Genomic DNA, 21718 nt, shown 5'->3' on the forward strand with positions numbered 1-21718 from the left:
CTTCAGGAAATCGATGCGGGCAGACAGGGCAGCAACCCGCGCAATGCAGGGCGGTGGTGCCCATCCCGGCCGGTGACGGGCGTGGCATGCCACAGGGCATGGACGATGGCCTGCTCCACGCTGTCGGCCGCTGCCTGGAACAGGCCGTCCAGCAAGGTTTCGTGCAGCATCGGCGTGGCCGGCATGGGCTGGTCCGCCAGATGCGGCACGGTGTAGCCCGTGGAGAACGCCAGGGCGATGTCGCCGCTGCCATGGCCGTAGACTGAGCCAGTGCGTGCCAGTCCTGCGCCGGCGCGCAGGGCCAGGCGGTTCAGTTGGCGGGCATCCAGCGGCGCATCGGTGGCGAGCACCATGATGATGGAGCCGCGTTCGGTCTCCGCAGACTGCGCGCGCGCGCTGTCGTCCAGCAGGGTGGCCACTTCGGCACCGATGGCCTTGCCGCCCCATACCAGGTTCGGAAGCAGCCCGTAGTTGGCCAGCACCAGCGCTCCGACAGTGCAGATGCCCCCCTGGCGCAGCGGCACCCGGCGCGACGCCGTGCCGATGCCGCCTTTCAGCTGGAAACTCGACATGCCCCGCCCCGCGCCCACCGAACCCTGTGCCGCGCGCGCGCCAGCGTTGCTGCACGCCGCCAGGTAGTCGCCTCCGTCCAGGGCCATGCGCTGGATGTCGTTCAAAAAACCGTCATTGCACTCCAGCACCAGCGGATTGACCGTGGGCAACGCCCTGCCCGTCTCCGGATTGGCCTCGATGCATTGGCGGATCTGCGCCTGGGCCATGGCGCCGACAGAGAAGGTGTTGGTCAACGCGATGGGCGTCTCCAGTTGCCCCAATTCCGCCAACTGCACCAGGCCCACGCTCTTGCCGAAGCCATTGATCACCGACGCACCGGCCGGCACCTTGTGGCGATAGGGGTCCAGCCCATGCGGATGGATCACGGTGACGCCGGTTTGCACCGGACCGTCGTCGCGCGTCGCATGCCCCACGGTCACGCCCGCCACGTCGGTGATGGCATCGAGTGGCCCGGCCAGCAGGTTGCCGATGCGTGGCGGCACCAATGCCGCCGTGATGCCTGTCGAAGACGGTCTCATGACTGCCGGTCGATCTTCGGGTCGAGGGCATCGCGCAAGCCGTCCCCCAGCAGATTGAAGGCGAGCACGGTCAGGAAAATGGCCAGGCTGGGGAACAGCGCCACGTGCGGTGCGTTCACCATGTCCGCACGGGCCTCGTTGAGCATGGCGCCCCATTCCGGCGTGGGCGGCTGCGCGCCCATGCCCAGGAACGACAGGCTGGCCGCCGTGATGATCGAGGTGCCCACGCGCATCGTGAAGTACACGACGATCGAGGAGATCGTGCCCGGCAGGATGTGCCGCACGATGATGGTCCAGTCCGACGCACCGATGCTGCGCGCCGATTCGATGTAGGTCATCTGCTTGAGCACCAGCGTGTTGCCGCGCACCAGCCGCGCGAAAGCCGGCACGCTGAACACCGCCACGGCCACGATGACGTTCGTCATGTTGCTGCCCAGGATGGCTACCACGCCGAGCGCCAGCAAGATGCCGGGGAAGGCGAACAGCACGTCCGAGATGCGCATCACCACGCGGTCCCACCATCCCTCGTAGTACCCGGCCAGCAGACCGAGGGTCGTGCCGATCAGGCAGCCGATGAGCACCGACAGGAATCCCGCCGCCAGCGAGATTCGCGCGCCCATCAGGATGCGGCTGAAGATGTCGCGCCCCAGCGGGTCCACGCCGAACCAGTGGACGGCCGACGGCAGTTCGTTCAGCCTTTCGTAGTCGAAAAAGCCTTCGGGGTCGTAAGGCACCAGGACCGGTGCCAGCACGGCCACCAGCACCAGCAGCAGCACGAAAGCCAGCGCCACCATGGCCACGCGCTGCTTCTTGAACTTGCGCCAGAATTCGCGCCAGGGCGTGCGGACCGCGCCGGAACTGGCAGCGGCAGGCGCCACCGAGGCGGCCGCCAGTTGCGCGGCATCGGGGGGCGTGGGGATGGAGGGCGTGGTCATACCGTCTCTTCGTGTTCGTGGAATGGGATGCAGGCCGCCGTGGTCACTTGTAGCGGATGGTGGGATTGATGAAGCCGTAGAGCATGTCCACCACGAGATTGATGAGGATGAACTCCAGCGAGAACAGCAGCACCAGCGTCTGGATCACGGGGTAGTCCCGCATGGTCACGGCATCCACCAGCAGGCGACCCAGGCCCGGCCAGTTGAAGACGGCCTCCACCACGATGGAGCCGCCCAGCAGGAAGCCGAACTGCAGCCCCATCATGGTGATGACGGGAATGAGCGCATTGCGCAGGCAATGCTTCAAGATCACGAGGCGCTCGTTGAGCCCCTTGGCGCGCGCCGTGCGCACGAAGTCTTCCTGCACCACCTCGACGAACGACGCGCGGGTGAAGCGCGCCATCACCGCGGCGACGGCCGCCCCCAACGTGATGGAGGGCAGGATGTAGTGCTGCCAGCTTGCCGCACCCACCGTGGGCAACCAGCCCAGGTTGACCGAGAACACCTGCATCAGCACCATGCCCAGCGCGAACGCGGGAAACGAGATGCCCGATACCGCCAGCGTCATGCCCAGCCGGTCGGGCCATTGGTTGCGATACACGGCCGAGATGATGCCGATGCCCATGCCGAAGATGACCGCCCAGACCATGCTGGTGACCGTGAGCGCCAGCGTGGGCATGAAGCGCTCGCCGATCTCGGCCGCCACCGTGCGGCCGGTGCGGATGGACTTGCCGAAGTCGCCCTGAACCATGCGCGTGAAGAAGTGCACGAACTGCTCGGGCAGCGGCCTGTCCAGGCCCAGGTCGTGGCGCACTACCGCGACGGCGGCCTCGTCGGCGTCCTGCCCCGCCGCCAGGCGCGCGGGGTCGCCGGGCAGCATGTGGACGAACAGGAACACCAGCACAGCCACGATCAGCAGCGTGGGTAAGAGTCCCAGCAGTCGTTTGAGAAAGTAGTTCAGCATGGGTGCGGCGCTGCGGGCGCAGCGATGTGTTTTTTGATGAAAACAGGAGCAGCCCCGCGCACGCCGGATCAGCGTGCGGGGCGGTCTTGGCCTGTTATTTCAGGTCGATCTCGTCGCTGTTGATGTTGCCGTCGGGCATCACATGCACACCGGACAGGCGCTTGGCGTGGGCGTACAGCACGTCCTCCGTCACCAGCGGGATGCGCGGCAGGTCCTTGGCGAGTTGCTCCTGCGCGGTCTTGTAGAGCGCCGCGCGCTCGGCGCCGTTGGTGGTCAGCAGCGCCTTGGCGATGGACTCGTCCACCACGGGGTTGCTATAGAAGGCGTAGTTCGCCAGCTTCGGCGCCCATGACTCCGTGGAGAACAGGGGGCGCAACGCCCAGTCGGCCTCGCCGGTGGAGGAAGACCAGCCGATGTAGTACAGGCGCACCTTGGCGGTCTTGGGATCAGGCCATGAATCCACCTGCTCGGCGCGCTGGCCGGGCTCCAGTGCCTGCACCGACACCTTGATGCCGACCTGCTGCAACTGCTGCTGGATGAACTGGATCACCTTCTGGCTGGTGGTGTTGTTGTAGCCGCTCCACAGCACGGATTCGAAACCGTTGGGGTAGCCCGCTTCCTTCAGCAGTTCCTTGGCCTTGGCCACGTTGTAGGGAATGGGCTGCATCTTCACCGCGTATTCCACGCCCTGCGGCACGAAGCCCTGGGCCGGGAAGGCATGGCCGTTGAAGGCCACCTTGGCCAGCGCTTCCTTGTTGATGGCGTAGCCGATGGCTTCGCGCACCTTGGGGTTGTCATACGGCTTTTGCAGCATGTTGAAGGTGAGGAAGCGCTGGATGATCGACGGCGCGGACACCACCGTGACCTTGTCGCTCTTCTTGAGCGTGGCGATCTGCTCATAGGGCAGCGTGAAGGCGAAGTCGGCCTCGCCCGTCTGCAGCATGGCAGCGCGGGTGTTGTTCTCGATCACAGGCTTCCAGGTGACCTGATCGACCTTGGGATAGCCCTTCTTCCAGTAGCCCGCGAACTTCTTGCCCACGATGGCCTCGGTCTGCTTCCATTCGACGAACTCGAACGGGCCGGTGCCCACGGGGTGGAAGGCGATGTCCTTGCTGCCCCACTTGGCCAGCGCGGCGGGCGAGATCATCGCGGCCGAGGCGTGGGCCAGCGCATTGATGAAGGGGCCGAAGGGCTCCTTGAGCGTGATGCGCAGCGTGGTCGGGTTCACGGCCTCGACTTTGGCGACGCGGTTGAACTGGTTGGCGCGCAGCAGGCGGTTCTCGGGGTTCATCACGCGGTCGAGGGTGGCCTTGGCCGCGGCGGCGTTGAAGTCGGTGCCGTCGTGGAACTTGACGCCCGAGCGCAGCTTGAAGGTATAGACGAGGCCGTCGTTCGACACTTCGTAGCTCTCGGCCAGCACGTTCTTGACCTTCATGTCCTTGTCGAACGCGAACAGGCCTTCATAGAAACTCTTGGTCACGGCCGTGGTGATGGTCGTGTTGGTGTTGTAGGGGTCGAGCGTCTCGGGCTGCTGGTAGATGGCCAGCACGGCGTTGCCGGCGGCCAGCGCGGAGCCGGACATGGCCAGGGCCAGCAGGCTGAAGGCGATGCGGCGGGTGGAAGCTTTCTTCATGGGTGAACTCCGGTGTGGAAAAGATCAGGGGTTTTCAAAATGGATAGCTGCTTTCGCTTGTCAGGCAAGCGCTGAAGGTCGATTTGAGTTGGAAACATCACCCCCCTTGCGGCGCCACGAAATGGCCGGGTCCCACCTGCACCATCGGCAGCACCACGGGCTCGTCGCCCACCGCGCGGATGGGGCTGGGAATGTCCCCCTCCAGCAGCGTGCGCCGGAGGTGCCGGCGCGCCGGGTCGGCGACGGGCACGGCGGACATGAGCTTTTTGGTATAGGCATGCTGCGGGTTCTCGAAGATCGCGCGGCGCGGTCCGATCTCCACGATCTGGCCGAGGAACATCACCGCCACGCGGTGGCTGATGCGCTCGACGACGGCCATGTCGTGCGAGATGAAAAGAAACGCCACCCCCAGCTCGCGCTGCAGGTCCAGCATCAGGTTGACGATCTGCGCCTGGACGGACACATCCAGTGCCGACACGGATTCGTCCGCCACCACCACCTTGGGGTTGAGGGCCAGCGCCCGTGCGATGGCGATGCGCTGGCGCTGGCCGCCCGAGAACTCGTGCGGGTAGCGCTGCGCGTAGTCGCGCGGCAGCCCCACCTTTTCCAGCAGCCAGTCCACGCGCTCCTGCGCCTGCCGGCCACTGGCCACTTTGTGCACCAGCAGCGGCTCCATGATCGAAAAGCCGACGGTCAGGCGCGGGTCGAGGGAGGCGAACGGGTCCTGGAAAATGAACTGGATGTCGCGGCGCAGCGCCTGGACCTCGCTCGTGGGCAGGTCCAGGATGTTGCGCCCGCCGAACTCGATGGCACCGCTCTGGCTGTCCACCAGCCGCAGCAGCGAGCGGCCCGTAGTGGACTTGCCGCAGCCGGACTCGCCCACCAGCGCCAGCGTCTCGCCCGGATAGAGGTCGAAGCTCACCTTCTCTACCGCGTGCACGCGGCGCTTGACGCGGTTGAACAGCCCCGAGCGCAGGTCGAAACGCGTCACCAGGTCTTTCACCCGCAGGATGGGCTGGGCCCCTGCGGGGCGCGTATCCACCGGCGTGGACTGCAGCGCTTGCACCGTCTCGGCATCACCGGAAGGTCGCAGCAGTTCGAAATGCCGCGGCAGGTCGGTGCCCTGCATGGCACCCAGCTTGGGCACGGCCGACAGCAGCGCCTGCGTGTAGGCATGCTGCGGGGCGGCGAAGATCTGGGCGGAAGGGCCCTCTTCCACCTTGTCGCCGCGGTACATGACCAGCACGCGGTCAGCCACCTCGGCCACCACGCCCATGTCGTGGGTGATGAAGATCACGCCCATGCGCATCTCTTCCTGCAGCTGGCGGATCAGCTGCAGGATCTGCGCCTGGATGGTCACGTCCAGCGCGGTGGTGGGCTCGTCGGCGATGAGCAGCTGCGGCTTGCACGACAGCGCCATGGCGATCATCACGCGCTGGCGCATGCCGCCGGACAGTTGGTGCGGAAACCGGTCGAGCACATTGCGCGCCTCGGGAATGCGCACCAGCTCCAGCATGCGCAGCGCCTCGGCGCGCGCCGCCGCCCGGTCCTTGCCCTGGTGGTAGCGAATGGACTCCGCGATCTGCTCGCCCGCGGTGAAGACGGGGTTCAGCGAGGTCATGGGCTCCTGGAAGATCATGGCCACGTCGGCACCACGCACCGACTGCAGCGTGGCGTTGCTGGCGCGGCGCATGTCCAGCACCTGCCCGCTGCTGCGGCGCAGCGCGATGGAGCCGCCCACGATCTTTCCGCCGCCATGCTCGACCAGCCGCATCAGCGCCAGCGAGGTGACGGACTTGCCCGAGCCCGACTCGCCCACGATGGCCAGCGTTTCGCCCCGGTCCACGTGGAAGGACAGGTTGCGCACGGCGTCCACCGTGCGCTCGGAATTGGCAAAGCGGACCGTCATATCGTCCACGGCCAGCACGCGCTGCTCTGCAAGGGCCAGGGAGGTCGTCGCGCTCGAAGGGGTTGGGGTCATGGCAGGACAGGGATAGGAAATTCGGTCAGGCGATCAGGCAGCCAGTCGGTCGGTCGATGCATCGGCCCGTGGGCTTCATGCATCCGGGGTGCGGAAGATGAAGGACTCGGCCGCGTGGCCGACGCGGGCCAGCCCGCGGTACATGCCCTCGGTGTTGAACGGCAGGCACACGTTGCCGTGGCGGTCCACCGCGATCAGGCCCCCGGTGCCGCCCACGGCAGGCAGCGCGCCATGCACCACGGCATCGACAGCCGCCTCCAGCGAGGCGCCGCCGTAGGCCATGCGCGCGCAGATGTCGTGCGCCGCGCTCACGCGGATGAAGGCTTCGCCATGCCCCGTGCACGACACGGCGGCCGTGCGGTCGTCCGCATAGGTGCCCGCGCCGATGAGCGGGCTGTCGCCCACGCGGCCGGGGCGCTTGTTGGTCATGCCGCCCGTGGAGGTGGCCGCCGCGAGGTGGCCCTGGGCATCCAGCGCCACCGCGCCCACGGTGCCCATCTTGCGGTCTTCGTCCAGCGCGCGGCCCGACAGGCCGGCCATTGCAGCAGCGCCGTCGTGGTCCAGCACCGCGCCCGACTGGCGGGCCTGCGCGGCCAGCAACTGGGCGCGCCGGGCTTCGGTCGAAAAGTAGTGGGGCTCGACCATGGCCAGCCCCGCATCGCGCGCCAGGCGCTCGGCGCCCTCGCCCGCCATGAGGACATGCTGGCCCTGGCGCAGCACCGCGCGGGCCGCCAGGATGGGGTTGCGCACGTGGCGCACGCCGGCCACCGCGCCGGCCGCCAGCGTGGCGCCCTCCATCAGCGCGGCATCCAGTTCATGGGTCGCGTCGGCGGTGAACACCGCGCCATGCCCGGCGTTGAAGAGCGGGCAATCTTCCAACAACTGCACGGCCGTGCACACCGCATCGGCGGCGGACCCGCCCTGCTCCAGCACCGCCTGCCCGGCGCGCAGCACGTCCTGCAGCACACCGTGGTAGGCCCGCTCCTGCCGGGCGTCGATCTGCGCGCGGCTCAGCGTGCCGGCACCGCCGTGGATGGCGATCACCGGAACGGGACGGCCGGAAGGAGACGGAAAAACGGTCATGGAAGAAGCGGCGAAACCGGTCAGCGAAGTGGATGGGAACGAATCAATCGGCCAGGCGAAAGGCGATCGGGAGCGATGGATGCGGCCGCCGTTCAGGCGCGGCCACTGCCCTTGGCAGCGGGCTTCCTGGCGGCGGTGTCGGCCGAGCGTGGCGCCAGCCGCGTGCGCGAGCTGTCGTGCAGCCAGGGCAGCACCGCCTCGGTCATGCGCGCCGCGGTCTTCACCGACTCCTTGGCCTGGTGCGCCACGGCGCTGGTGAGCGCCTCGATCATGGCCAGCGCCGACGATTCGGAATTGGCCGCGTACTGGTTTTCGGTCTGCGCGAACAGGCAGCCGTGGGCGAAGGGCACCAGGGGCGACTGCAGCCCGTCGGTCAATGCCAGCACGCGCACGCCGCGCTCGAAGGCGCCCTGCGCCAGCACGACGGTGTCGGTCAGGTAGCGGGGGTAGCTGATGGCGATGAACAGGTCTTCCTCGCCCATGCGCGGCAGCAGCCGCGCGCCGTAGGACGCACCCGCCACCCCGGCCAGCAGGTGCACGCCGTCGCAATGCGCATCCAGCCCGCGCTGCAGCAGCCCCGCGAGCCAGCCGCTGGCGCCGAAGCCGGCGAGATAGATGCGCCGCGCCCCCACGATGGCCTGCACGGCGGCCTCGCACGCGGCCGGGTCCAGGGCCTCACGCGTGGCGGCGATGTTGCGCTGGCTTTCCTCCAGCGCGGCGGCGAACACGTCGCCAATGCTGCTGGGCTTTTCCAGCTTGATGCGCATCTTCTCGATGGGCGCCAGCATGGCTTCGAAACCGCGCACCAGCTCGGCCCGCAGCATGGGGTAGCCATCCAGGCCGATGGCCCGGGCGAAGCGGTTGGCCGTTGCGATGGAAACGCCCACCGCCGCCGCGAGTTCATCGATGGGCATGGTGGCCGCCTGCAGCGGGTGGGCCAGCACGTAGTCCGCCATCTGCTGGTGCGACCGCGTGAGCGTGGGGCGCACCCGGCCGATGCGAATGGCGATCGTGGGGGCTTCGGTGCTCGGGTCGGGAACAGCGGACATGGGACAAGTGCCAGGTGGGTGGGGGAAAGCGTTCAGCCGCTTTTGATAAAAAATTTACAACACCGTCATATTAAAGAAAAAATTCAATCATTCAAAGAATTTTTACAAGCGCATGACGGGCCCGTGCACGGCGGCCCTCCCGTTGTCTCGGCGCACGCGCTGCGCACAAAGCAAAAAGCCCTGCGCGCTGCGCAGGGCTTCGATGGCTGGAGGGCCCTTAAAGAGCGGTCCGAGGGGCAAGGAACGATCAGTCCGCCTCGATCCTGGAGGCCTTGACCACTTGTGCCCAGTTGACCAGATCGGCCTTCACCCGCTCGGCGAGCGGTTGCGGTCCCTGGTAGTCGGCGGTGGCGCCCTGCTCCAGGGCCTTTTGCTGGAATGCGGGGTTTTGCACCACGGTGCGCACATCGGCCACCAGCTTGTCCACCACCGCCTTGGGCACATGGGCCGGGGCGAACAGCGCGAACCACGACGTGGCATCCACCTTGGGGTAGCCCGCCTCGGCGGTGGTGGGCACGTCCGGCAGGCTGGCCAGGCGCTGCTTTCCGGTGACCGCCAGCACGCGCAGTTTTCCGGCCTGGATGTGGGGCATGAACGGTGGCGCGGTGCCGAAGGTCAGATCCACCTGCCCGCCCAGCAGATCCTGCAGCGCCGGGCCGGTGCCTTTGTACGGCACGTGCACCATCTTCACGCCGCCCTGCTGCTCCAGCATGGCACCGGTCACGTGCTGCAGCGATCCGTTGCCGGACGAGGCGTAGTTGAGCTTGCCGGGATGCGCCTTGGCGTAGGCGATCAGATCGGCCAGCGTCTTCACGGGCAGGCCATCGCGCACGACGATGATCTGCGGCGCCGACAGCACGTTCGCAATGGGTTGGAAATCGCCCGGCTCCCACTGCTTTTGCCGGGTGAGCAGTGGCGAGATCACGTGATAGCCCGAGTACTGCATGAGCAGCGTGTACCCATCGGGCTCGGCCCGCTTGACGGCACCGGCGGCGATGTTGCCGTTGCCGCCGCCCTTGTTGTCCACCACCACCGACTGGCCCAGCACCGGGCCCAGGGCCTGCGCGAGCATGCGCGCGGACAGGTCCGTGGTGCCGCCCGCGGCGGTGGGCACGACCAGGGTGACCGGCTTGTTCGGATAGCCGCCCTGCGCCCAGGCGGGGCCGGCGAAGGCCGCAGCCAGCGCGATGGCCATCGCCGCCCTGCGACGGGATGCGCAAGGGGTGATCGGGGTGATCGCTGCCGTTGTCATTGTCGTTCTCATGCCATGTCTCCTTGGTTTTTTGAAATTCAAAAGAAAAAAAGCCCTGCGGCGGCAGGTCGCGCCCCGCCCTCGGTCCGCACGGGCCGGTCGGCCTGCCGTCAATCCAGCTTGGCCCCGGTGTCCTTCACCGCCCGGCCCCAGCGCGCGAGGTCGTCCCGCACCAGCGCCGCCAGCTGAGCCGAGTTGCCCTTGTATGGTTCGCACCCCACGGCGGCGAGCCGCTCGGCCACGTCTTTCTGCTCCAGCGCCTTGGCCACCTCGGCCTGCAGCCGCGCGACCACGGCGGGCGGGGTGCCGGCCGGCGCGAAAAGCCCGTACCACGGTGTCTGGCCAAAACCCGCCAGCGTCTCGCCGATGGTGGGCACGTCCGGCAAGGCCGCCACGCGCCGCGTGTTCACCACGCCCAACACCTTGAGCTTGCCGGCCTTGATGAAGGCGATGGAGGACGGCAGGCTCTGCACCGACAGCGGCACCTGCCCACCCACCACGTCCGTGGCCGCCGCGGCGGAGCCCTTGTAGGGCACGTGCTGCAGCGTGATGCCCGCGGTCTTTTGCAGCATCTCGCCGATCAGGTGGTTGAGCGTGCCGTTGCCCGCCGAGGCGATGGCGTACTGGCCCGGGTGCGCCTTGGCCAGCGCCACCAGCTCGGCCACGTTGGACGCTGGAAACGCCGGGTTCGCCACCAGCACGTAGCCCGCCGTGGCCAGCGGCGCCACCGGCTCGAAATCCTTCACCGGGTCGAACCCCGTGTGCTGGTAGAGCCAGGGGTTGATGACCTGCGCGCTGTCCGCCGTGAGCAGCAGGGTGTAGCCGTCCGGCCGGGCCTTGGCCGCCGCGGCCGTGCCCACATTGCCGCCCGCGCCGGGCCGGTTGTCCACCACCACCGGCTGGCCCAGCTGTTCCGACAGCTTTTGCGCCACCACCCGGGCGATCGCGTCGTTGGCGCCACCGGCCTGCTGCGGCACCACGAGGGTGATCGCGCGCTGGGGGTAGCCCGCCTGCGCCAGGGCCGTGCCCGCCATGCCGCACAGCAGCGTGCCCAGCGCCGCGCGGCGCGAGAGTGAATGCGTGTCCATCATTTTTGTCTTCCTTGGATTTTTGTCGATGCATCGCGCCGCGCCGGCCCGCGGCCTTCCCGCGGGAAGGCCGCTGCCGCCCGGCGTTCAGGCGGCTTCGCGCGCCCGTGCCCGGTCGCGGATCGCCTCGAAGCCGTCCGGCACCGGGTGCAGGTCCAGCCGGCGCCCCGCCTTCACGATCTCGCTGGGAATGTCGTGGCCGATCAGCCCGGGCAACCTGGCCGCCGCGGCGATCAGCTGCGAAAGATCCACGCACGTGTCGTAGCCCATCCATTGCAGCGCGTGTGCGACCTCCTCGCTGCACACGTTGCCCGACGCACCCGGCGCATAGGGGCAGCCACCCAGGCCGCCGAGCGACGCATCGAAACGGTCCGCCCCTGCATCGATGGCGGCGAGCACGTTCGCCAGTCCCATGCCGCGCGTGTTGTGAAAGTGCAGCGTGAAATCCACGCCCGGCCAGCGCGCCCGGGCGGCGGCGGTGAGCTGCGCCACATGGGTCGGATACGCCATGCCGGTCGTATCGCACAGGGTGATGCCGCGCACGCCCAGGTCGGCGAAGCGCTGCACCCAGCCGAACACCTGCGCCTGTGCCACATCGCCTTCCATGGGGCAGCCGAACACGCACGACAGGGACACGTTCACCGCCACGCCCGCGGCCTGGGCGGTGGCCACCACCTGCGACAGCGCCGCGAACGACTGCGCGCGCGCCATGCGCAGGTTGGCCAGGTTGTGCGTCTCGCTGGCGGACATGACCAGGTTCAGCTCGTCGGTGTGCGCCTCGATGGCGCGCTCGGCGCCGCGCACATTGGGCACCAGCGCGCTGTACACCGTGCCGGGGCGCCGCACGATCTCGCGCATCACGATCTCGGCATCGCGCAGCGCCGGTATCGCCGTGGGCGAGACGAACGCCGTCACCTCGATCTTCGACAGGCCCGCCGCCGACAGCGCATCGACCAGCGCGATCTTGTCTGCCGTGGGCACGAAGGCCTGCTCCATCTGCAGGCCGTCGCGCGTTCCCACTTCCTGCAGGTGGATGCGGCGGCCATTGCCGTTCCACACGCCGGCCCGGGCTTCGCGCTTTTCATCCGCCCCGTTCGACGGGTTGCGAGTCGCGGTCATTGGATCACCCCCTTGCTGCGCAGCAGCGCGATCTGTTGGGCGGTCAGGCCCGCCTCGGCCAGCACCGCATCGGTGTCGTCGCCCAGGTGCGGCGCACTGGAGCGGATCGTGCCCGGCGTGCCCGACAGCTTGGGCACGATGCCCGGCACCTCGACCACATAGCCGTCGCGCGTGGTCTGCGGCAGCAGCATGTCTCGGGCGCGGTAGTGCGGGTCTTCGGCGATGTCCTGCGCCGTGTACACCTTGCCGGCGGGCACGCGGGCGGCGCCCAGGCCCTCCAGCACTGCCTGCACGGTGCGCCCGGCCGTCCATTCGCCGATGGCCGCATCGATCTCCGCCACCCGGGCCACCCGCCCGGCATTGCTGCCCAGGTCGGGCGCCGCCGCCAGATCGCGCCGACCGATGGCGTCCATCAGCCGCTTGAAGATGCTGTCGCCATTGCCTGCCACCAGCACCCAGCCATCGGTGCACGGATACGCGTTGGACGGCGCGATGCCCGGCAGTGCGCTGCCCGCCGCGTCGCGCACGGCACCGAAGGCGCTGTACTCGGGAATGAGGCTCTCCATCACGTTGAATACGGCTTCGTGCAGCGCCACATCGATCACCTGGCCTTTGCCGCCGTTCACCTTGCGGTGGTAGAGCGCCGTCAGCACGCCCACGGCGCCGTGCAGCGCCGCCAGCGTGTCGCCGATGGAGACGCCCACGCGCACCGGCACGCGGCCGGGCTCGCCCGTCAGGTGGCGCAGGCCACCCATCGCCTCGCCGATCATTCCGAAGCCCGGCAGGTCGCGGTAGGGGCCGGTCTGCCCATAGCCCGAGATGCGCAGGATCACCAGCCCGGGGTTGAGCGCATGCAGCGCCTCGGGCGACATGCCCCAGTCCTCCAGCGTGCCGGGGCGAAAGTTCTCGATCAGCACATCGGCCTCGGCGATGAGCCGGCGCGCGATGTCCTGTCCTTCCGGCTGGCGCAGGTCCAGCGCCAGCGAACGCTTGTTGCGCGACTGCACCTGCCACCACACCGAGGTGCCTTCCTTGATCAGCCGCCAGTTGCGCAGCGGATCGCCCGCGCCGGGCGCCTCGATCTTCACCACATCGGCCCCGAACTCGCCCAGCGTCTTGCCGCAAAACGGCCCGGCGATCAACTGGCCCATCTCGATCACCCGCACCCCGGCCAGGGCGGCGGGGGCTGCTGTCGTATCCGTCGTCGTCGTCATTCCTGTCGCGTCCCTTCGTTCGAATGGCGCGGATCATGCCGTGGCCCCCGCCCACCGCAAAACCCCGATGCGCGACGCCGCCATCGCAAACCGGCATGGCCGGCTGCCCGGCGGCAGTACCATCGGCGCCCATGAAGCTCGACCCGGTTTCCCTGCGCCTGTTCGTGGCGGTGATGGAAGAAAACGCCATCGCCCGCGCCGCGGCGCGCGAGCACATCGCCCCGTCGGCCGCCAGCCGGCGCCTGGCCGAGCTGGAGGGCACCCTGCAGGTGGAGCTTTTCAGCCGCAGCAACCGGGGTACCGAGCCCACCGACGCGGCCTATGCGCTGCTGAACATGGCGCGCGGCGTGCTCAACGAACTCGATGGCATCGCCCTGCAGATGCGCGACTTTCGCGCCGGGGTGCGGGGCCACGTGCGCGTGGTGGCCAACATCTCGGCCATCACCCAGTTCCTGCCGGCCGAGCTGCCGGCCTTCATGGCCGCGCACCCGCAGGTCCAGGTGCGGCTGCAGGAGCAGATCAGCAGCGCCATCGCCCATTCGGTGGCCGAGAACGCCGCGGACGTGGGCATCCTCAACCACGGCAGCTACGGCGAGCGCGTCGCCCTGCTGCCCTACCGCACCGACGAACTGGTGCTGATCGCCCCCGCTGGCCATCCGCTGGCCCGGCGGCGCTCGGTGCGGCTGGCCGATGCGTTGCCGTTCGACTTCGTGGGCGTGCACCCGGGCAGCGCCATCAACAACCAGCTCACCCGCGCGGCGGCCGAAGCGGGCCTGCCGCTCAAGCTGCGCATCCAGGTGACCAGCTACGACGCGCTGTGCCTCATGGTGTCCGCGGGCCTGGGCGTGGGCGTGCTGCCCCGCGGCAGCGCCCAGCTGTACCGCGCGACCCTGGCCCTGCGGCCCATCACCCTGGCCGAGCCGTGGGCGCACCGGCAGCTGTCGCTGTGCGTGCGGTCCGGGGAGCCGCTGTCGCGCGTGGCGCAACTGCTGGTGGAGCATCTTCGGGCACCGGCCGGGGGTGGCGCATGAGCCCTGCGCACCCCGTGGCCTCCCCCCTGCGCTGGGACCTGTTCTGCCAGGTCATCGACAACTACGGCGACATCGGCGTGTGCTGGCGCCTCGCCGCCGACCTGGCCGGGCGGGGCCACGCCGTCCGCCTGTGGACGGACGACGCCACCGCGCTGGGCTGGATGGCCCCTGCCGGCGCACCGGGCGTGCAGGTCCTGCCCTGGCCTGCGCAGGCCCCGCCCGACGGCGCGGGCGATGTGGTCATCGAGGCGTTCGGCTGCGAGATTGCTCCTGATTTCATAGCATCAATGGCAAATTCCACTAGGGCATCGGGCCAAAAAACGCCCTTGGATCAACCTGGAGTACCTCAGCGCCGAAAGCTATGTGGAGCGCAGCCACCGCCTGCCCTCCCTGCTGATGTCGGGCCCCGGCGCGGGCTGCACGCGCTGGTTCTTCTACCCCGGGTTCACCCGCCGCACGGGTGGGCTGTTGCGCGAACCGGGGTTGATGGACCGCCAGGCCGCCTTCGACCGCGCCGGCTGGCGTGCCCGCCATGGCGTGGCGGCCGGGGCCTTCGCCGTTTCGCTGTTTTGCTACGAGCCACCCGCCTTGCCTTCGCTGCTCGACCGGTTGCGGCAGCATGCCGGCGCCCATTTGCTCGTCACCCCCGGCCGCGCAACGGCAGCCGTCCAGGCGCTGGACAATCAGGACCGAAATGGCCTCCAGCGCAATCAAGACGCCGGCAGTCTGCTATCGATTTCATACCTCGCTCCCTGCCCCCAGCCGGCGTTCGACGAGATGCTGTGGGCCTGCGATTTCAACTGCGTGCGCGGCGAGGACTCGCTGGTGCGCGCCCTGTGGGCCGGCCAGCCCTTCGTGTGGCACATCTATCCCCAGGACGACCAGGCCCACCATGCCAAGCTGCACGCGTTCCTCGACTGGCTCCAGGCGCCGCCTTCGCTGCGGCGTTTCCACGCGCTGTGGAACGGACTCGAACAGGACGGTCCCCTGCCCGCCCTGGACGCCGCCACGCTGCAGGAATGGCGCGCGACCGTGCAGGCGGCGCGCGCACGGCTGCTCGCGCAGGACGATCTGTTGACCCAACTGCTAGGGTTCGTGGCCGAAAAAAGCTAAAATCCACGGTTTTGCGCCAACCCAAGGCGGCACTTTCTGACGAAGTGACCGGCCGGCGCATCCCGCCGCGGAACATGCGCTGGCGCTCGGACCTTGCGCTGCACCTCTCAGGCAGCGCCCGCAGCGCCCCGGCGCGTAGAGCGGCTTCAACCCCAGCCCAGCAATCTGCTATGAAAATCGCTCAAGAAATCCGCGCCGGCAATGTGATCATGCACGGCAAGGACCCGATGGTCGTCCTGAAGACCGAATACGCACGCGGCGGCCGCGGCGCCGCCACGGTCCGCATGAAGCTCAAGAGCCTGATCGGCAACTTCGGCACCGAAAACGTGTTCAAGGCCGACGACAAGATCGACAACGTCATCCTGGACAAGAAGGAGTGCACCTACTCCTACTTTGCCGACCCGATGTATGTCTGCATGGACACCGAATTCAACCAGTACGAAGTCGAAGCCGAGAACATGGGCGACGCACTGAACTACCTGGAAGACGGCATGACCGTCGAAGTGGTGTTCTACGACGGCAAGGCCATCTCGGTCGAACTGCCCACCAGCGTGGAACGCGAAGTCACCTGGACGGAACCCGCCGTCAAGGGCGACACGTCCGGCAAGGTGCTCAAGCCCGCCAAGATCGCCACCGGCTTCGAAGTGCCCGTGCCCCTGTTCGTGAGCCAGGGCGACAAGATCGAAATCGACACCCGCACGGGCGAGTACCGCAAGCGCGTCTGATCGATCCGGATCGAGTTTCGATCCCCAAAGGGCACCCGCTTCGGCCGGTGCCCTTTTTCATTTCCGCTGGGCCAGTCCATGTCATGTGTGCTCGATCAGCATGACCGCCGACGTCTGAGGCTCCAGCGCTTCGAACACATGCGTTTCATCCGCCGAGTAGCTGGCGTAGTCCCCCGGGCCGAGTTCCACCAGATGGCCGACCGGCCCCAGCCTGGCGCGTCCGCTGCACAGGACGACGTGCTCCACCGTGCCCGGCAAGTGGCGCTCGGAAGTCCTGGGTGCGCCGGGCTGGACCGACAGGCGGTAGAGATCGCGCTGCACGCCGGCAGGGCACACCGCCAGCAAGGTCGCCGCGTAGTTCGCCTGCTCCGAAGCCAGCGCCACCCCCTCATGGGCCCGGATGACCTGCACATGGGTTCTGGGCTGGGCGATCAATTGCGTCACCTGCACATCCAGCGCCGTGGCGAGCGCCCAGAGCGTTTCCAGGCTCGGATTGCCGACGCCCGCTTCCAGCTGGGAGAGAGTCGATTTGGCGATGGCCGCCCGTTTGGCGAGTTCGGACACCGACAGGCCGAGGCGCTCGCGCTCGCGGCGCACGGCCGCGGCCAACAGGCGGATGGGTGAAGAACTGGTGGTCAAGGGATGATCATCCTATCTCATTAAAAAGAACAATCGTTCGACTTGACGAACGAATGAAGCAAGTTCATCATACCGCTCGTTCGTTCTTTTTAAAGAACGAATCGCTTTCTTCCGACCCCTTGCCCAGGCGACTGGGCAATCCACCACAGGCGACGATCCATGCATCCGAAAACGGCAGGCACGCTGGAGATGACCACCGCCATGGTCATCGCCGGCACGGTGGGCTGGCTGGTGCTGCAAACCGGAATACCCGCGGCTTCGGTGGTCTTCTGGCGCTGCGCGTTCGGCGCCGTGGCGCTGCTGATGCTCTGTCTCCTTTCGGGCCAGCCAGAGCGATGGAACATCGGCCGCAGGCAAGCCGGCATGGCCGCACTCGGCGGCATTGCCCTGGCGGCCAGCTGGGGCCTGCTGTTTGCCGCCTACTCGCACGCATCCATCGCGATTGCCACGGTGACCTACCACACCCAGCCCTTCATGCTCGTGGCGCTGGGGACGCTGTTCTTCGGAGAAAAGCTGACCGCGTCGCAGGCAGGATGGCTGGGCATCGCGTTCGGCGGCCTCGTGCTCATCGTCGTCGGCGGTGGACAGTGGGGCGCGCTGCCCTCCGGCTACCTGGAAGGCGTCGGACTGGCACTGGCCGCCGCGTTCTTCTACGCCATGGCGGCCGCGATCACCAAAAGGCTGAGCGGCGTGCCGCCCCGCCTGATCGTCCTGATCCAGCTGATCGTTGGCACCCTGCTTTTGCTGCCGTTCGCCCAGGCCCCGACGGGCGGATCGACGCTACCCACCTGGGGTTTGCTGTTGGCGATCGGATTCATTCACACGGGCCTGATGTCCACGCTCCTGTACAGCGCCATACAGAAGTTATCGACGTCGATGGTGGGCGTTCTGTCGTTCATCTATCCCATCGTGGCCATCGGGGTGGACGCGTGGGCCTTCGGCCATCGGCTGAGCCCGATGCAGGTCGGTGGCGCCGTCGCCATCCTCATGGCCGTGGCAGGGATGAACTTTGGATGGCGCATGGCCGCACGCCACCCAGCGCCGCAATAGCCACGCGCACGAAGCGTGCGCTGCCGCGCTTCAGCCCATTTCAGGACGATTCACGCAATCTTCAGAGCGCTGCAAGGGGAGTCTTTCCAGAATGGAGCCACCGGAAGGCCGACAGGCGCGCACCCCTTGCCAGCATCCAGGCCCGCCATGGCACAGGGGCTTCGGGTGGGCAATTGCCAGGCCTTCCGGCAATGATTTCCTTACATAACACCAGGGAGCCCGCATGCATTCGATCCGCTTTTTTTCGTCCACCACCCCCTTGGCGCTGTCCGCCATGGCCGCGCTGCTCATGGCCCCGGGCCTCAGCCGCACCGCCCACGCCGTGGAATGCCGCGCCATCGCGACGGTGCAGCACAGCGCCGTCTCGGCCAACAACAACGCCGATGGCGGCCACCTCAACCAGCACGTCTTCGGCGCGACGCCGCCCAAGGGCTCCAGCCAGAAGGACAAGACGCTGTTCTCCAGCGTGGGGGAATACAGCGGCTTCTGGAACAACTACCAGGACCCGAAAAAATACAAAGGCACGGCCGTCGACTGCTCCGGCACGCATGCACGGCAGAAGGTGACGGTCTACAGCGTGCTGAAAAAAGACCTGATCGGCGGCTTCAACTGCACCGCTGCCAACGCCAACGGCGAATGCACCACCAAGACGAAATCGCAGTTCTCCAACATCCAGCTCGACTTCGAAGTGGTCGGCGGCAAATGGATCCTGCTGACGGCCTATCCGACCAACTGAGCCGACCAATCAAGCAGGGGGCCGCAGCGGCAGCTTCTGGCGGAAACGGCCTCTCTCAGGCGAACACCGCCGTCACCAGCCAGAGGTTCGCCAGCGAGATCACGGCAAACAGCCCCCAGGCCGCCAGCCGGAGGGTTCGTCCGGTGGCAAAGCGGCCCATCACCTCGGGGCTGCTGCTGAACCGGATCAGCGGCCACATCGCGAAGGGCAGCTGAAAGCTCAGCACCACCTGGCTGAGCACCAGCATCTTGCCCACACCCGCATCGCCCAGCCACCACACGCCCACGAAAGCCGGCACCAGCGCCAGGCCCCGCGTGATGAGGCGCCGCTGCCAGCAGGGAATCTTGAGGTCCAGGAATCCTTCCATCACGATCTGCCCGGCGATGGTGCCCGTGAAGGTCGAACTCTGGCCCGAGGCCAGCAGAGCGATGCCGAAGAGCGCAGCCGCGAGGGCGCTTCCCACCAGGGGTTCGATGAGGTGGTAGGCGTCGGCGATGTCGGCCACGTCGCGGTGGCCGCTGTGGTGGAAGGCACTGGCGGCCAGCACCATGATGGCCGCGTTCACCAGCAGCGCGAGCGACAGCGACACCACGGCATCCCAGGTGCAGAAACGAATGGCCTCGCGCCGCGCCGCATCGGTGTCGGCCACCAGCCGGGTCTGCACGATGGACGAGTGCAGGTACAGGTTGTGCGGCATGACCGTGGCGCCCACGATGCCGATGGCCAGGTACAGCGCCCCAGGCTGCTGCAGCCGCTCCAGGCTGGGCACGAAGCCGATCGCCACCTGCGACCAGATCGGCTGCGAGAACGCCAGCTCCACTGCAAAGCACGCAGCGATGGTGGCCACCAGCGCCAGCACGATGGCCTCCACTCGCCGGAACCCCGCGCCCTGCAAGCCCAGCACCAGCACAGTGTCGAAGGCGGTGATGGCGATACCCACCGGAATCGACACGCCGAACAGCAGGTGCATCGCCAGCGCGCTGCCCAGCACCTCGGCCAAATCGCAGGCCACGATCGCCAGTTCCGCTCCCAGCCAGAGGCACCGGTTCACGGCGGGGGAATAGCGCTCGCGGCACAGCTGGGCCAGGTCCCGGCGCGCCACCAGCCCCAGTCGCACGCACAGGGTCTGCAGCAGCATGGCGGCGAGGCTCGCCAGCAGCACGACGAAGAGCAGCCCGTAGCCGAAGCGTGAGCCGGCCTCGATGTCCGTCGCCCAATTGCCGGGGTCCATGTAGCCCACCGAGACCAGCAGGCCCGGCCCTGCGTAGCGCAGCAGCTTTTTGGAAAACGGGAGACCAGGGTCCACCTGGACGCTGCCCTTGACTTCGGATGGGCAGAAAGGCGCGGTGGCGGTGCGCGGCAAGGGGAACATGGGCATGGGAGCTCGATGATACGTAGCCCGGTCCCGCAGCAGGCACGCGACGGCATGGCGCCGCGCCTATTGCGCAGATAGACGGCGTGGGGTTGCCATGGCGGCGCGCTCGGACTATGCGGCGAGTGATCAATCGCCGCCATGGCATGGCGCGATGGGCGGTACCTGCCATCAGGCCCGCGCCCGCCGCGGCGACCGCCCGCGCGGGTCCCGCGCCACCTCGGGTCAGATCGGCAGTGCGACCAGGTCGTGTCCCTGCGTGCCGACGATGCGGGCCCGGGTGAACTCGCCCACCTTCATCGTCTTGCTGATCTTCTCAGGCGGCAGCAGGTGCACCACGCCGTCGATCTCGGGCGCATCGGCATAGGTGCGGCCGGTGCCGCCCTTTCTGCCCAGCGCGGGGGCGGAGTCGACCAGCACCTGCATGGTGGCGCCCACGCGGCTGCGCAGCTTGGCGGCGGACACTTCCTCGGCCACGGCCATGAAGCGCGCGCGGCGCTCTTCGCGCAACTCGAGGGGCAGCATGCCGGGCAGTTCATTGGCCACCGCGCCGTTCACGTCGCTGTAGGCGAAGCAGCCTGCACGGTCGATCTGCGCCTCGCGCACGAAGTCCAGGAGGTGCTGGAACTCTTCTTCGGTCTCGCCCGGAAAGCCGGCGATGAAGGTGCTGCGGATGACGATTTCGGGACAGGTCTCGCGCCAGCGCTGGATGCGCTCCAGATTGCGCTCGCCGCTGGCGGGGCGCTTCATGCGCTTGAGCACGTCCGGGTGGCTGTGCTGGAACGGCACGTCCAGGTACGGCAGCACCTTGCCCGTGGCCATGAGGGGGATGACCTCATCGACGCTCGGGTAGGGGTACACGTAGTGCAGGCGCACCCAGGCGCCGTAGGGCTCGGCGATCTCGCCCAGGGTCTGCACCAGCTCCAGCATGCGGGTCTTGACGGGCTTGCCGTCCCAGAAACCCGTGCGGTACTTCACATCGACGCCAAACGCCGAGGTGTCCTGGCTGATGACCAGCAGTTCCTTCACGCCGCCTTCGAACAAAGCCTTGGCCTCGCTCAGCACATCGCCGATGGGACGCGAGACGAGGTCGCCGCGCATGGAGGGGATGATGCAGAAGGTGCAGCGGTGGTTGCAGCCTTCGCTGATCTTGAGGTATGCGTAGTGCTTGGGCGTGAGCTTGATGCCCGCCACACCGAAGCTGCCCGGCACCAGGTCGATGAACGGGTCGTGCGGCTTGGGCAGGTTGAGGTGAACGGCATCCATCACCTCCTGCGTGGCATGGGGGCCGGTGACGGCCAGCACGCTGGGGTGCATTTGCCGCACCAGGTTCCCGCCACCGTCGCCGGACCGCGCACCCAGGCAGCCGGTGACGATGACCTTGCCGTTCTCGGCCAGCGCCTCGCCGATGGTGTCCAGGCTTTCCTTGACCGCATCGTCGATGAAGCCGCAGGTGTTGACGATGACGAGATCGGCACCTTCGAAAGTCTTGGAGGTCTGGTAGCCCTCGGCGCTCAGCTGCGTGAGGATCAGTTCGGAGTCGGTCAGGGCTTTGGGGCACCCAAGGGATACCATACCTATACGCGGCTGACGGGCGGCTTGTGCAATCGTTTCGGTCATGTGGGGGTGAATTTTGAAAGGTC

At 67.8% G+C, this 21718-nt stretch carries 18 protein-coding genes and 1 pseudogene; 5 read left to right on the forward strand and 14 right to left on the reverse strand.

Going from position 1 to position 21718, the window contains the following annotated elements; genetic code table 11:
- Positions 1 to 2 precede the first annotated feature (2 nt).
- The 11 genes from AC27IO_RS02110 to AC27IO_RS02160 form a co-directional block, all read right to left on the reverse strand.
- Positions 3 to 1091, reverse strand: a complete 1089-nt coding sequence (locus AC27IO_RS02110) for a P1 family peptidase (RefSeq protein WP_498737017.1) — start codon at positions 1089 to 1091, stop codon at positions 3 to 5.
- A complete protein-coding gene (gene gsiD / locus AC27IO_RS02115) occupies positions 1088 to 2026 on the reverse strand; it encodes a glutathione ABC transporter permease GsiD (RefSeq protein ID WP_272568665.1) in 939 nt (312 codons plus the stop codon). The genes AC27IO_RS02110 and gsiD overlap by 4 nt, the downstream gene beginning before the upstream one ends.
- Positions 2027 to 2069: 43 nt before the next feature.
- Entirely contained in the window at positions 2070 to 2990 is a 921-nt protein-coding gene (gsiC, locus tag AC27IO_RS02120) for a glutathione ABC transporter permease GsiC (protein WP_284412092.1), read from the reverse strand.
- Between the two features lie 94 nt (positions 2991 to 3084).
- Positions 3085 to 4623, reverse strand: a complete 1539-nt coding sequence (gene gsiB, locus AC27IO_RS02125) for a glutathione ABC transporter substrate-binding protein GsiB (protein WP_284430751.1) — start codon at positions 4621 to 4623, stop codon at positions 3085 to 3087.
- 97 nt (positions 4624 to 4720) lie between these two features.
- The gene (locus AC27IO_RS02130) at positions 4721 to 6604 is read right to left on the reverse strand and encodes a dipeptide ABC transporter ATP-binding protein (RefSeq protein ID WP_498737020.1); all 1884 of its coding nucleotides are present in this window, start codon (positions 6602 to 6604) and stop codon (positions 4721 to 4723) included.
- Positions 6605 to 6679: 75 nt separating this feature from the next.
- Positions 6680 to 7687, reverse strand: coding sequence for an isoaspartyl peptidase/L-asparaginase family protein (locus AC27IO_RS02135; RefSeq protein WP_284398544.1), 1008 nt, complete (start codon positions 7685 to 7687; stop codon positions 6680 to 6682).
- 92 nt (positions 7688 to 7779) lie between these two features.
- Positions 7780 to 8736, reverse strand: coding sequence for a MurR/RpiR family transcriptional regulator (locus AC27IO_RS02140; protein WP_284430750.1), 957 nt, complete (start codon positions 8734 to 8736; stop codon positions 7780 to 7782).
- Positions 8737 to 8983: 247 nt separating this feature from the next.
- Entirely contained in the window at positions 8984 to 9931 is a 948-nt protein-coding gene (locus AC27IO_RS02145; protein ID WP_498737066.1) for a Bug family tripartite tricarboxylate transporter substrate binding protein, read from the reverse strand.
- Between the two features lie 167 nt (positions 9932 to 10098).
- Positions 10099 to 11079, reverse strand: a complete 981-nt coding sequence (locus AC27IO_RS02150; protein ID WP_284430749.1) for a Bug family tripartite tricarboxylate transporter substrate binding protein — start codon at positions 11077 to 11079, stop codon at positions 10099 to 10101.
- A gap of 84 nt (positions 11080 to 11163) precedes the next feature.
- Positions 11164 to 12195 carry a hydroxymethylglutaryl-CoA lyase gene (locus AC27IO_RS02155; RefSeq protein WP_498737023.1) on the reverse strand — a complete coding sequence of 344 codons (1032 nt, stop codon included), beginning with the start codon at positions 12193 to 12195 and terminating at the stop codon, positions 11164 to 11166.
- Positions 12192 to 13409 carry a CaiB/BaiF CoA transferase family protein gene (locus AC27IO_RS02160; protein ID WP_498737024.1) on the reverse strand — a complete coding sequence of 406 codons (1218 nt, stop codon included), beginning with the start codon at positions 13407 to 13409 and terminating at the stop codon, positions 12192 to 12194. Before AC27IO_RS02160 ends, AC27IO_RS02155 begins: the two co-directional genes overlap by 4 nt.
- A 131-nt stretch (positions 13410 to 13540) precedes the next feature.
- Between AC27IO_RS02160 and AC27IO_RS02165 the strand changes: the two genes are divergently transcribed.
- From AC27IO_RS02165 to efp, 3 genes and pseudogenes are all read left to right on the forward strand, one after another.
- Positions 13541 to 14440 (forward strand): LysR family transcriptional regulator, encoded by a 900-nt coding sequence (locus AC27IO_RS02165; RefSeq protein WP_272568647.1) that lies wholly within the window; start codon positions 13541 to 13543, stop codon positions 14438 to 14440.
- Positions 14437 to 15553 (forward strand): annotated as a pseudogene (earP, locus tag AC27IO_RS02170) (elongation factor P maturation arginine rhamnosyltransferase EarP). Before AC27IO_RS02165 ends, earP begins: the two are co-directional and overlap by 4 nt.
- 170 nt (positions 15554 to 15723) lie before the next feature.
- Positions 15724 to 16278 carry an elongation factor P gene (gene efp / locus AC27IO_RS02175; protein WP_272552191.1) on the forward strand — a complete coding sequence of 185 codons (555 nt, stop codon included), beginning with the start codon at positions 15724 to 15726 and terminating at the stop codon, positions 16276 to 16278.
- Positions 16279 to 16359: 81 nt separating this feature from the next.
- On the opposite strand, the gene AC27IO_RS02180 is transcribed toward efp, so the two are convergent.
- Complete coding sequence (locus AC27IO_RS02180) at positions 16360 to 16917, reverse strand: helix-turn-helix domain-containing protein (protein WP_498737028.1); 558 nt, start codon at positions 16915 to 16917, stop codon at positions 16360 to 16362.
- A 159-nt stretch (positions 16918 to 17076) separates the two neighbouring features.
- Between AC27IO_RS02180 and AC27IO_RS02185 the strand changes: the two genes are divergently transcribed.
- Together AC27IO_RS02185 and AC27IO_RS02190 are read left to right on the forward strand one after the other, a co-directional pair.
- Complete coding sequence (locus AC27IO_RS02185; protein ID WP_498737030.1) at positions 17077 to 17967, forward strand: DMT family transporter; 891 nt, start codon at positions 17077 to 17079, stop codon at positions 17965 to 17967.
- 223 nt (positions 17968 to 18190) lie between these two features.
- A complete protein-coding gene (locus tag AC27IO_RS02190) occupies positions 18191 to 18703 on the forward strand; it encodes a hypothetical protein (protein ID WP_284398572.1) in 513 nt (170 codons plus the stop codon).
- 55 nt (positions 18704 to 18758) lie between these two features.
- On the opposite strand, the gene AC27IO_RS02195 is transcribed toward AC27IO_RS02190, so the two are convergent.
- Complete coding sequence (locus tag AC27IO_RS02195) at positions 18759 to 20075, reverse strand: Nramp family divalent metal transporter (protein WP_498737068.1); 1317 nt, start codon at positions 20073 to 20075, stop codon at positions 18759 to 18761.
- Positions 20076 to 20300: 225 nt separating this feature from the next.
- Positions 20301 to 21695, reverse strand: coding sequence for a 30S ribosomal protein S12 methylthiotransferase RimO (gene rimO, locus AC27IO_RS02200; protein WP_498737032.1), 1395 nt, complete (start codon positions 21693 to 21695; stop codon positions 20301 to 20303).
- Positions 21696 to 21718: the final 23 nt, after the last annotated feature.

The organism is Acidovorax sp. KNOB132 (assembly GCF_057541515.1).

Coding starts and splice junctions, on each gene's coding strand:
- AC27IO_RS02145 (WP_498737066.1), bottom strand. CDS start 9,931: ATGGCCATCGCGCTGGCTGCGGCCTTCGCCGGCCCCGCCTGGGCGCAG.
- AC27IO_RS02185 (WP_498737030.1), top strand. CDS start 17,077: ATGCATCCGAAAACGGCAGGCACGCTGGAGATGACCACCGCCATGGTC.
- AC27IO_RS02150 (WP_284430749.1), bottom strand. CDS start 11,079: ATGATGGACACGCATTCACTCTCGCGCCGCGCGGCGCTGGGCACGCTG.
- gsiD (WP_272568665.1), bottom strand. CDS start 2,026: ATGACCACGCCCTCCATCCCCACGCCCCCCGATGCCGCGCAACTGGCG.
- gsiC (WP_284412092.1), bottom strand. CDS start 2,990: ATGCTGAACTACTTTCTCAAACGACTGCTGGGACTCTTACCCACGCTG.
- gsiB (WP_284430751.1), bottom strand. CDS start 4,623: ATGAAGAAAGCTTCCACCCGCCGCATCGCCTTCAGCCTGCTGGCCCTG.
- AC27IO_RS02165 (WP_272568647.1), top strand. CDS start 13,541: ATGAAGCTCGACCCGGTTTCCCTGCGCCTGTTCGTGGCGGTGATGGAA.
- rimO (WP_498737032.1), bottom strand. CDS start 21,695: ATGACCGAAACGATTGCACAAGCCGCCCGTCAGCCGCGTATAGGTATG.
- AC27IO_RS02155 (WP_498737023.1), bottom strand. CDS start 12,195: ATGACCGCGACTCGCAACCCGTCGAACGGGGCGGATGAAAAGCGCGAA.
- AC27IO_RS02135 (WP_284398544.1), bottom strand. CDS start 7,687: ATGACCGTTTTTCCGTCTCCTTCCGGCCGTCCCGTTCCGGTGATCGCC.
- AC27IO_RS02110 (WP_498737017.1), bottom strand. CDS start 1,091: ATGAGACCGTCTTCGACAGGCATCACGGCGGCATTGGTGCCGCCACGC.
- AC27IO_RS02190 (WP_284398572.1), top strand. CDS start 18,191: ATGCATTCGATCCGCTTTTTTTCGTCCACCACCCCCTTGGCGCTGTCC.
- AC27IO_RS02195 (WP_498737068.1), bottom strand. CDS start 20,075: ATGTTCCCCTTGCCGCGCACCGCCACCGCGCCTTTCTGCCCATCCGAA.
- AC27IO_RS02140 (WP_284430750.1), bottom strand. CDS start 8,736: ATGTCCGCTGTTCCCGACCCGAGCACCGAAGCCCCCACGATCGCCATT.
- AC27IO_RS02130 (WP_498737020.1), bottom strand. CDS start 6,604: ATGACCCCAACCCCTTCGAGCGCGACGACCTCCCTGGCCCTTGCAGAG.
- AC27IO_RS02160 (WP_498737024.1), bottom strand. CDS start 13,409: ATGACGACGACGACGGATACGACAGCAGCCCCCGCCGCCCTGGCCGGG.
- efp (WP_272552191.1), top strand. CDS start 15,724: ATGAAAATCGCTCAAGAAATCCGCGCCGGCAATGTGATCATGCACGGC.